This is a genomic window from Streptomyces sp. NPDC085946 (assembly GCF_044540485.1).
Classification (GTDB): domain Bacteria; phylum Actinomycetota; class Actinomycetes; order Streptomycetales; family Streptomycetaceae; genus Streptomyces.
In genome coordinates, this window is record NZ_JBITSF010000057.1 from 1 (window position 1) to 10,026 (window position 10,026).

Consider the following 10,026-nt stretch of genomic DNA (forward strand, 5'->3'; position numbering starts at 1 on the left):
TGGCCGACGTCGACCTGGTTTTGCCGCTCAGCACTCGCCCGCTCTTAACGGCTCGCAGGCCGCGGCCGGGCTGACCGCGTGCCGCCTGGCGGAAGTCTTCGGCTCTCCGCAGCGGGCCCGCGAGATCCTGGACGGACGGATCGCCTGCCTCGGCCGGCAGCCCGCACCGGCCCACCGCGCGGAGGAAACCCCTGCCGGACTCGCTCTGCTGCGGCTCGCCCGGGCCGCCCTGAAGGCACACCTGCCCGGCACCGAAACCCCGTCGTTCGACGAAGGCGCCATCGCCCGCCGGGTGCAGGTGGTCATGGCCAACTCCCGGACGGAGCCCGCGTGGCGGCCGCCCTCCCCGGCGGAAAGGGAGCGCCGCACGCAAGCCCAGCAGCCGCCGGCCGGCACCTCCCAGACACAGACGATCAGCCTGCCCGGCCACGGGCCCGGACTGCGGCCCTGACACGACGACTCCCACGAGCGGTCACCACCCGCGCCGCGCCCGGGCACCACACCCGGCAAACGGCTCCTGCCCGCGCTCTTCTTGCCCGGCCGCGCCGGCGTCAGGAAGGGGGCAACGAGAAGGGGAGCCGCCGTGAACGGCGGCTCCCCGAAGGTCTTCCTCCCGGCTCTGGGAAGTGACGAGGAAGAAAGACCCCTGTGATGGAGCCACAAAACGGGCCCCCCGGTCATCGCAGCCCCGGCATCCCGCCCTTGACCACATGGCCTTCTTCGCGCAGGCGGCGAGGGCGTCGACGGCCGCGTAGGTGACGTGCCCGACCGCCACGAGGTGGGCCGGCGGCACGGCACACGCCAGGTGCCACTTGTCCACCACCCAGGCCGGGGGCCGGGTGAAGGTCACGGTCAGCGAGCCGGGCACGCGGCCCGGACCGGCACCGGCCGCCGCCGCGGCGACCGGCTCGGCGCGCTGCGCTCGCCCGCCCTGCGCGTGCTGCTGGCCGCCCTGGTCTTCCTCGGCGCCACCTGCTGCTGGCCGCCCTGTTCACCACCGCCTGGCTGCCCCCTGCTCGCCCCGCCGCCCGCCTTGGCCGTCCTCGCCCTAACCCTGCTGCCCGGCACCCTGTTCGTCCCGCCGCTCACCGTGGCCGGCCTGACCCTGACCGCCCTGGCCCCACGCGGCTGCTCCACCGAGGCGGTGGGCTGGATGTCCAGCGCGATCCGCCTCGGCCTGGCCACCGGCACCGCCCTGGCCGGAGCCCTCGGCGGACACTTCGCCCTCCCGCTGCTGGCCGCCGCCCTGTGCACCCTGCTCCTGACCGCCCGCCCCACCCCCGCCCCGGCCTCCGCCTGAGCTCCACGGCACGCACCCCCGGCCCCACTGCCTCACAGGGGCCTACCCCGGGTGTCGGTGGCTGGTGATACCTGTAGGCGCGTGCACGACGACAACCCGAGCGCGACAGCCCTCCTCCACGACGCCTTTCCGGCGGAGGTCCGCCGTAGCCCTCTGGGCTGGAAGGCGCTGCTGGCCTGGGAGAACCAGCACCGCGTGGTGCTGCCGGAGCCGTACCGCACCTTCACCGCCGAGATCGCCAACGGCACGCACGAGGGACCGCCCGACGAAGGCGGCCTGCTGCCCCTGGGAGAGAAACCGGACAGCTGGACCCGTTGGGAAGCCGACTACTGGATGAGCCCGCAGCCCTTCGACGGCACTGCCGCGCGCAGGCCCGCCGAGCCCTTCCCGCTGGGGGAGGAATGGCAGTGGGAGTACGACTACGACGACCACACCCTCCATTCGCCCGTGCTGCACGGCCTCTACCAGCACGGCTCGGTGCTGCTGGGCAGCGACCGGCCCGGCGCCTACTGGACACTGGTGGTGGCCGGCCCGCAGCGCGGCCAGGTCTGGTGGCTCGGCGACGGATGCGCCACCCCCTACGCCTCCCCGCCCGGGCAGCCCGGTGGCGGCTTCCTCGACTGGGTGGGGGACTGGCACACCGGGCAGGGCTGGTGGTGTCCCGAGTAACGCCGGCCCGCTCGTCCGGCTCGGACAAGCCCAGCCGCCGCACCTCTCATACGACCTGGACACCGCCTTGACCGGGCCGGCCCCTCCCGCCAGGACCGGCCCCCGCGGCCGTACGCACAGCCTTGAGAGCCGGTCCGCACGGTGGACCGGCCCCGCCCGCCCCGGCCGGGTTCCTCCCGCCGCGCGCACCGCCCTGCCAGCCCGTTTCCCACCCCAGGGAAAAGCGCACTGTGCCCCGGTTCGTCCCTGGTGGCAGGGGGTGCTTCCTGGTGGGATCACCCCTAGATCACTCGCCTTCACGTTCCGAGGAGTCCTCATGCAGCAGCGTCCGCGTCCGTCCGCCTTCCGTCCGGCCGGCCTGACCCGCCCGCGCCCCGGCGAGGACCTCGCCACGCGCCCGTTCACCCGCTCCGGCACCGACCTCGCGGCGCGCCCGTTCACCACGGCCGCGCGCCCGTAGCACTCGGCCAGCCTGCCGGCACATCCCCCTTGAGCGCCCGCCCGGATCTCCCTCTCGCCCCGGGCAGGCGCTGCCGCGCCCGCCCGGACCGCCCGGACCGTCCAGGCCGCACTACCGTCGCCCCCCTCTGCGCCCGGCATGCGGCGGAAAGAACGGAGCCGGGCACCGCTGCCATATCGAACTAAGTTCCGAAGCATGACCACCTCCGATCCGGCCCCGTTCGACTCACCCGCTGACACGGCTCGGTCGGCTTCGGCAACTGTGGTGCTGTGAGGTATGCGCAGGGTGGTGGGCTGACCGATGCCGACAGGGCCGCGCGGGAGCGGATCCGGCTGCAGGCCCTCGTCGACGCGATCGAGAAGGAGAAGGTGTCCGCCGTCGGCAGCCGCACCCACGTCACCTACCCGGGCGGCCAGGTCACGGTGCTGACGAAGGCGCTGCGGGAGTGGGGTCGCCCTCGGGATGGTGCTGCGATCTGGGCCGCAGCACCACCTCCGGCGGTCAGCTTTGGCGCTTGGTCTGTGTCCGCTGCGCGTCGCTGGGCTGTCGGCCGACTTCGTCGACGATCGCGTGTTCCAGCTCGGCCGTACTGGACAGCAGCGTCCCGGCCTTTCCGTATGAGGTGTCCTTGATCAGGTAGCTGCGGGAACCCAGGAAGGCGAAGTCCTTCTTGTCGAAGACCCACTCGGTCCGGATTCCATACCGTGTGTCATCGCGGGCGATACCGAGGCCTTTGCGATCGATCGCGTCACGGGCCTGAGGGGCTGCGGTGACACCCGGGATCTTCGCTGCGGCCCGGTAGAGGGCGGCGCCGGTACGGGGCGGCATCACCCCGCCGAGCAGGGATCCGATCTGCTCGAACACAGCCTGATCACGTTCCCGTCCATCGGCCTGCGGGGTCTTGGCGTACAGATAGGTCAGCAGCTTGTCGGGGTCGGTGGGCAGCGAGCTGAGCCAGCGGTAGGTGGGCCGGTTGATACCGGCCCGTGTGCCCTCGGCGTCACCGAGTTCGGCGTTGATGGGGAACGTCGCACCGTCCTCCCGGATCAGCCCGAGCTTCTGCAGGGGCCCCGGCTCCTGCGAGGCCCACACCTCACGGTCCACCAGCGGGCCGAGGACAGCCTTTCCGCTGGTCACGTCTGCCCCGCGGGTCTTCTCCCTGGTGTAGACGAACTGGTCGTCGCGTACCGTGAGGTCGTCGTGCGTCTCCGTGGCGTCGGAGATCCGGTCCAGGAGCGCGGCGGCGGGCTGCATGTCTGTGACCGCACGGTGCGACGCGGTGTCGGCGGGCGCCGGGTCACCGCCGGTCAGCGCGATGCCTGCGGCCACCGTGCAGGCCAGGACCAGAGCGGTCGCCGGCGCCAGGACCGCGGGTCGCAGCAGCTGACGGGCCGGCCGGGTACGGGTGACTTGGCCGTGATCGATGTGGTGCATCAGAAGGTCCTTGTGACGAAGGTGCTGCACGCGCGGAAGGTCCCAGTCGGCCGGGGCCGGGAGCAGGCGGGCGATCTCCTCGCGGTCGCCGTGCCGCTCCGGGGGAGTGCCGGCTGCGTTGTCCTTCATGCGAGCTCCTCCCGTACGCGCAGGGCCGCGATCGCGGCCGCACTTGTCATCTCTCCGCAGGGGGTGGGCGGTTCCCGGTCTTCTTCCGCAAGGCGAGCGAGTTTCTTGCGGGCACGCGAAAGACGGGACCGTACGGTTCCGACGGCGATGCCCAACGCTTCGGCCGTCTGTTGGTAGTCCAAGCCGGACCACACGCACAGAGCCAGCACCTCCCGCTCTTGGCGGCGCAGCTGCCCCAACGCGGTCTGCACGGCACGCAAGTACCGGGCGTCGTCGATGCGCCCGATCGTCCGGGGCGCGAAGTCCTCCTCCACACGTGGCTGTGGTTGACGTGCCAGGAACAACTGCCGTCTGACGGCCCCCCGGCGGGCGTTGTGCGCCTTGTGGGTAGCGATGCCCAGCAGCCAGGGCAGCAGGGAGCCGCCGTCCTCCTGCACCCGCACGCGAGTCCGCCACGCAGTCAGGAATGTTTCGGACATGATCTCTTCGGCTGTCGACCAGTCACCCGTCAACCGCAGCCCATGGTTGTAGACGGCGCGGGCAAACTGCTCGTACAGCAGGGCGAACGCCTCTCGGTCCCCCTCGCGCACACGGCGCCGCACATCGTTTTCTGAGTCCCTCACGACCACTTCTCTCCGCGGTACGGGAGGAGTTCCTGTTGCCTGTGTCACGTATGGGTGCGACCGCAGCGCCGTAGAAGTCCAGAGACACATCTTAGAGGCGGTTCGTGAGGTGATGTCCGTTTCCGTGTGAGGCAGGGGCGGGGCCGCTCATATGGAGGGGGAGAGCTGTGCACGCACCCATCCGGGATCGGGGTCGACGTGCGGCTGGCCCGCCACCCTGACGGTCGGCACGGTCTCGTCGCCGTCGTTGACTGCCCTCACCGCCGTCGCCCCAGCCGGGTCGCGCCAGATGTCGACCCAGTGCAGATGGTCGGCGCCGCGGCCCAACCTGCCCCGCAGGCGCACGCAATGCTCGCAGCCGGCCCTCCAGTCGGCCAACAGCGTCCTGCGCGACCTCAAGGACACAGACCTGATCACCCAAGCCACCAGCACCGACCACGGCCGCGCCCTGCCCATCCACCCGACCGAGACCGGCCGACAGCGCCTGCACACCGCCCGCGACGCCGTCCACGCCATCGAGGCACGCATGATCAACAACATCCCCGCGCACCGGCTGGCAACACTCCTGGCCGATCTCGACGCCATGACCCAGGCCCTCGGCACATGACAGCCGCCCCCTCCCGCGGGCGGGACGGGACCAGCAGGCGCAGAGGGAGGCTCCCGCCCGAACCGCAAGAGCCCACCCAGCAGCGCTCCGCAGGCCGGCTGGCCCGGGCGGCGGCACCGAGCCGCGCCACTGCTTCAAGCGTTTGATGCACCGCTCGATCTCAACTGAGCCGTCTCGGTGCACTCCACGATCGTCCATGCCCGCCAGCACGCGACCGCGGCCCGGAAACTCGTCCGCGTCGCCCTGGGCCATCAGCGCGGTGAACACCCGCTCCCAGGTGCCGCCGACGGCCCATATCCGGTCGTTGGCCCGGGTGTGCCATTGACTGATCGCAGTCGATTGTAGACACCTCGTCAGCCGCCGCATTTCTCCGGCAGGTGGACACCCCTGCCTGACCGCCCCGGGCCCACTGGCCCCCGCCCCCCAGAGACAGCACCCCTTCGTACTCGGAACCCGCACACCCTTCCCGCCCACCGTCAGCTCCAGCGCATGCCGATAGCGGACAGCTGCTCCACGCGCTCCGGTGACAGTGTCGCGGCCCGGCTGCGCTGATTCCCGATCCACGCCCCGAGCCGGAACTCCCGCTCCTCCTGGCCCTCGCCGACGACCCGTTCGACGTGCTTCCTCGGCACCCGCAAGTGCCCCTCGCGCTCGTAGAACTGCTTGGCGGCCGCGTAGTTCATCGCCCACTTGTCGGCCTGGCTGATCCGCGGCCGGGGCTTCTCAGCCTCGCCGACGGGTTGGATGCCAAGGATGTGCCGGCACATCCACTGCTGCACACCGGTGAGCTTGTCCCAGCCAAGTCGCTGCACCCGAACCCAGCGTCCGAGGTCTTCGCCCTGATGCACGACGTCGCCCAGCAAGGCGGGCAGCTCGCCGCCGGCCTCCAAGTGCTGCCGGGTGAGGTGGAAGGCGCGTTGCCATCCCACAGGCCAGGTGGGGCACCAGGCGGGGTCGATGTCCTCGAGCTGCTCGCGTCGCTCTTCCGGCAGTGCCCCGGCCGCCGACTCCACGGGCAGGCCCTCGGCGCGCCGCTGTTCGATCTCCCGCGCCTTCCGTGCGGCGGCCCGCTGGTTCTTCAGCCAGATACCGACCCGGTACCCCTGATAAGTGGCGTCCAGCGGGGCCAGGAGGTGCCCGTGTTCGGCGGCCCATCCACGGGCGGCGGCCAACCCTTCTTCCCAGGCGACGTCGTAATGCGACCAAATCATGCCGAGCTTCTCCAACTGCTCGACACGCTCTTCGGCCAAGCGGTCGCGGGTGTAGAAGCGGCGGGCGTCGGCGATCCACTGTCCCAGCGGGAATCCGGCAAGCGCGGCCGGCCACCCCTCGCCCTCCACCCCCTGCTCTTTCTGCTCCTCGTGGTCGGGGACGCGGTAGGTGAAGGGCACCTTCAGGTCGCCGTGGAGCCGGCGGTAGAGGGTGGCGGCTTCGATGCCGCGTCGCCAGTGTGCGTGTTCGGGGTTGAGGACGCGCAGGTTGATGAACGCCACCAGGGCGGCGGGGTCGCGTGGCGTGGAGAACTTCAGCAGTTGCCGGGCCGGCATTGACAGTCGGTCGCTTCGGTCGCTGCCGACCCCCTCGCTCTCCTCCTGGTCCCCGTGACGGCTCTGTACGCCCCTGACACGGCTGCGGGCCTGGGGTTCGGCGAGCTGCTCCACCACTCGGGCGTCATGCGCCCGAAGCGCCTCCAGCAGCTTGGCGAGCCCGCCGTACGCCCGCGAGGTCAGCATGCTGTCCGCCGTTTCCCCGGGCCCCAGCAGCACCGGCACGACCAGGCTGGCCACCTTCCCCTCACCCGGCTGCATGCGCAGGGCGCGGCCGACGGCTTGGACGAGGTCGGGCATGGCGCCGCGGACGTCGGCGAAGTAGACGGAGTCACAGTTGCGGGTGTCGACGCCCTCGCCGAGGATCCGCACACTGCTCAAGAAAGTCTTCTCCACGACGGTACCGTCGCCGGCGATACCGTCGGCGAACTCTGTCAGGACCCGTCGACGGTACCCCGGCTTGTGCTCACCGCACAGCCACTCCGCCCAGACCGTCTTCGGGTACAGCCCCGGGTCATCGGCGTGCAGCCGCTTCCCAACGTCAGGCAGGCCGGCCGCGAACGCCTCCGCCTCCTTCACCACATGGTGGAATACCAGCGTCCTGCGGAAGCCTTCCTCGGCCGAGGCCTTCACCAGCGCGGTCTGCAGCGCCGCGAGCCGCGCCCCGCGGACTTGTTCGGACCGGGCGTCGGCGCCCAGGAGCTGGGCGGCCTGGAGGTGGGTGTCGGTGATGTCCAGGCACACCACCTGGTACGGCGCGCAGATCCCCCGGTCGATCGCCTCCGACAGCGTCAGCGTGTAGCAGCGCGCCCCGAACTGCCCGTCCGGGTCGTCCTCCATCGAGGCGACCAGCTCACCCGGCACCCCCTGCCCCTCGTCCTCGCCCTCCTCCGGCTGCCACAGCCGCGGCGTGGCCGTCATGTACAGCCGCCGCAGGGCGGGGATGCGGGTGTTGTCGTGCACCACCGCCCACGGCTTGCCGATCCGCCCCGACGTGCGGTGCGCCTCGTCCACGACGATCAGGTCCCAGCCCGGCAGGCCGGCGCCATGGGCGCGCTCCAGGGTGCCCAGCCCGAGGGATGCGTAGGTGGCGAACACCGTGACCTTGTCGAACGGCCGTACCCAAGCGACCAGCTCATCCACGTCCGTGGTGTTCGCAAAGCCCGCTTCCCGGCTGCTGAGGGAGGAGACCCCGATCATCGGGCCGGTACGGCCGCCCTCGCGCCACGCGGCTTCGGTCTGGGCGAGCAGGTCCAGCGACGGCACGAGAACCAGCACCCGGCCGGCCCGCAGTTCCTCGGCGCTGCGGGTAGCCACGAGCGTCTTCCCGGTTCCGGTCGCCATGATCACCTGAGTCCGCAGCCCTCGCTCGGGCACCGTCGACCATGCAGGAAATTCCAATGCACGCAGTACCGCGTCCACGGCTTCTCGCTGGTGAGGACGGAGTTCCTTTGCTGTCACCCTGCTCCGCCTTTCCTTACGGGTCGGATGTGGGGCTCGCGCGACAGAAGACGAAAAACCTGCAGCTAGAAAACATGTGATCGGCTATGTACACGCTGCCGTGACCAAACCGCCAGCATCCGACCGGAGACGAAGAAACGTAAGCCGGAACAAGCCATGACACCCCGGCAACGCTGCCATCTGATCCCAGAGTCTATCCCAGAAAAATTTTGAAGCACATGATGCCGCTGACACGTCCTGCCCCATCCAGGGAACCCGACGCCAAACGAGCCAAAAGACTCGAAACCCAGCATCACCCACCGGGAAGGAACGTACTGATGGAAGAACAACAGACCCGACGCGACGGCCAGCACCAGGCGATGTGCAAGGCCTGCGGCAGCAGGCCCACCGCCCCGGCCACAGACGGGACCATACTGTGCGGGCACTGCGCTGCCGCACTCGAACTGCCGGACACCTCGGGACTGGTCGAGGACCAGGGCGCCGCGGCTCGACGCGCGTTCGAAAACCGTGACATGCGCTCAGACCGCTGACAGACACACCTGACGCACCGCAATGAAGATGCCTCCTCAGCCTGTACGCCCCCGTCCTGTTTCCGTCCCCTCTCCCAACGAGTCAGGAGGACAAGGGCCAGGAGGGGGTAGACGGGGAGGCATGGATGGCACACGATCCCGGCAAGGTGAGCAGACCCCACAGGAAGCCCGTGCCCGGGGAACCATGCGGATCTGGCGGTGGGCCAGGTGGGTGGCGCTTGTTCTTGCGGTCAGCTGGGCGGTGAACTGGGTTGTCAGTCTCATCCAGGGCGAGCAGGGATGGGATCTATGGTGGCCTTTGGCCAGTACCGTCATCTGGGCAGGACTGACCGCGTACGGCTTCAGGACCTACCGCCGGATCAAGACAACGACTCTGCCGGTAATTACCGCCCGCCCACCCGCCTGACAGGAGGAGCACCAAGAGCCGGTTCTGCTTCACAGTCGCGTCTGGATGTCATGAGTCTTTGTACTCATGCGTGACAGTCTTCCCGAGCGTCACACTGCCTCTGCCGTGACAGATCATCAGAAGAGGCGGACGTGATGAGAACGCGCAAGACCATGGCAGTGGCGTTACTGGCGGCTTTCGGGGCGGTAGGAGCAGGGGCTGTGCCGGCCGCGGCAGATGGCGGTCTCCTCCCTCACCCCGGGCCTGAAGGTCTGGTGTGGGTGGAGGAGTGGACAGGGGATGGCGGGGTCGCGTCCGGCGGCGCGTGGGAAGGCCTGTCGACCGTGCTCACGGTGGTCTGTGAAGGCGGAGGCAGTGTGGTGGTGACGATGGAATCGCAGCAGACACGGGTGGCCGAGTTCACGGTGGACTGTCCTGCCGGCAGCGCGGGTGTGGGCTCGGTGACCATGGATCCGGGTGTCGTGCAGCGGGGCTCTTTCACCGTGGGCGTTGACGCCTCGGATGACAGCATCCGGTGGGCTTTGACAGTGACCCAGCCCGAGTAGGACCACCCGCCCTCCGACTTCTGTTGCTGCTTGGGCCGAAGGCCCGCTGGCCGGACCCGCGCAGCGGGTCCGGCCCTGTGTGGCGCGCAGCGCCACACAGGTGACTGGAGCGCAGCGGAGGTCACCTCACGGGGCCGTAAGGCCCCGTAGCTCCGGGAGCGCAGCGGACGGAGCGTCATCCGTCTTGCGTAGCAAGACGGTTGTGCTGCTCGCGCAGCGAGCAGCTCCGCTCCCGCGGAGCGGGAGCGGAATCCCCGCGCGCAGCGCGGGGATTCGCTGGCTCCGGGCGCAGCCCGGAGGGACCCGCTCCGCGGG

General features: G+C 70.2%; 9 protein-coding genes and 2 pseudogenes. 7 read left to right on the plus strand and 4 right to left on the minus strand.

The window, feature by feature from the left end:
• The 4 genes and pseudogenes from ACIF8T_RS40175 to ACIF8T_RS40190 form a co-directional block, all read left to right on the plus strand.
• Positions 1-451 (plus strand): annotated as a pseudogene (locus ACIF8T_RS40175) (hypothetical protein); the annotation flags it as partial.
• A gap of 309 nt (positions 452-760) precedes the next feature.
• Complete coding sequence (locus tag ACIF8T_RS40180) at positions 761-1,300, plus strand: hypothetical protein (RefSeq protein WP_400042404.1); 540 nt, start codon at positions 761-763, stop codon at positions 1,298-1,300.
• A gap of 81 nt (positions 1,301-1,381) precedes the next feature.
• Positions 1,382-1,969: an SMI1/KNR4 family protein gene (locus tag ACIF8T_RS40185; RefSeq protein WP_400042406.1), complete on the plus strand. Its 588-nt coding sequence runs from the start codon at positions 1,382-1,384 to the stop codon at positions 1,967-1,969.
• 316 nt (positions 1,970-2,285) lie between these two features.
• Positions 2,286-2,429: a hypothetical protein gene (locus tag ACIF8T_RS40190; protein ID WP_400042407.1), complete on the plus strand. Its 144-nt coding sequence runs from the start codon at positions 2,286-2,288 to the stop codon at positions 2,427-2,429.
• 501 nt (positions 2,430-2,930) lie between these two features.
• Here the strand turns inward: ACIF8T_RS40190 and ACIF8T_RS40195 are convergent.
• The 3 genes and pseudogenes from ACIF8T_RS40195 to ACIF8T_RS40205 all read right to left on the minus strand — a co-directional run.
• The gene (locus ACIF8T_RS40195) at positions 2,931-3,992 is read right to left on the minus strand and encodes a CU044_5270 family protein (protein ID WP_400042409.1); all 1,062 of its coding nucleotides are present in this window, start codon (positions 3,990-3,992) and stop codon (positions 2,931-2,933) included.
• A complete protein-coding gene (locus ACIF8T_RS40200; protein ID WP_400042416.1) occupies positions 3,989-4,594 on the minus strand; it encodes an RNA polymerase sigma factor in 606 nt (201 codons plus the stop codon). The genes ACIF8T_RS40195 and ACIF8T_RS40200 overlap by 4 nt, the downstream gene beginning before the upstream one ends.
• 168 nt (positions 4,595-4,762) lie before the next feature.
• Positions 4,763-4,984: pseudogene (locus tag ACIF8T_RS40205) on the minus strand (hypothetical protein); the annotation flags it as partial.
• Between ACIF8T_RS40205 and ACIF8T_RS40210 the strand changes: the two are divergent.
• The gene (locus tag ACIF8T_RS40210; RefSeq protein ID WP_400042410.1) at positions 4,905-5,222 is read left to right on the plus strand and encodes a hypothetical protein; all 318 of its coding nucleotides are present in this window, start codon (positions 4,905-4,907) and stop codon (positions 5,220-5,222) included. The pseudogene ACIF8T_RS40205 and the gene ACIF8T_RS40210 sit on opposite strands and share 80 nt — an antisense overlap.
• Positions 5,223-5,698: 476 nt before the next feature.
• On the opposite strand, the gene ACIF8T_RS40215 is transcribed toward ACIF8T_RS40210, so the two are convergent.
• Complete coding sequence (locus tag ACIF8T_RS40215; RefSeq protein WP_400042412.1) at positions 5,699-8,191, minus strand: Helicase associated domain protein; 2,493 nt, start codon at positions 8,189-8,191, stop codon at positions 5,699-5,701.
• A 356-nt stretch (positions 8,192-8,547) separates the two neighbouring features.
• Here ACIF8T_RS40215 and ACIF8T_RS40220 point away from each other — a divergent pair, with 356 nt between their 5' ends.
• Both ACIF8T_RS40220 and ACIF8T_RS40225 read left to right on the plus strand, forming a co-directional pair.
• On the plus strand, positions 8,548-8,760 hold the full coding sequence (locus ACIF8T_RS40220; RefSeq protein ID WP_400042413.1) for a hypothetical protein: 213 nt from the start codon (positions 8,548-8,550) through the stop codon (positions 8,758-8,760).
• 666 nt (positions 8,761-9,426) lie between these two features.
• The gene (locus ACIF8T_RS40225) at positions 9,427-9,711 is read left to right on the plus strand and encodes a hypothetical protein (RefSeq protein ID WP_400042415.1); all 285 of its coding nucleotides are present in this window, start codon (positions 9,427-9,429) and stop codon (positions 9,709-9,711) included.
• The last annotated feature ends 315 nt before the right edge of the window (positions 9,712-10,026 follow it).

What these genes read in the sequence shown, in the direction of transcription:
- ACIF8T_RS40190 (WP_400042407.1), top strand. Translation starts at nt 2,286, where the DNA reads ATGCAGCAGCGTCCGCGTCCGTCCGCCTTCCGTCCGGCCGGCCTGACC.
- ACIF8T_RS40195 (WP_400042409.1), bottom strand. Translation starts at nt 3,992, where the DNA reads ATGAAGGACAACGCAGCCGGCACTCCCCCGGAGCGGCACGGCGACCGC.
- ACIF8T_RS40220 (WP_400042413.1), top strand. Translation starts at nt 8,548, where the DNA reads ATGGAAGAACAACAGACCCGACGCGACGGCCAGCACCAGGCGATGTGC.
- ACIF8T_RS40210 (WP_400042410.1), top strand. Translation starts at nt 4,905, where the DNA reads ATGTCGACCCAGTGCAGATGGTCGGCGCCGCGGCCCAACCTGCCCCGC.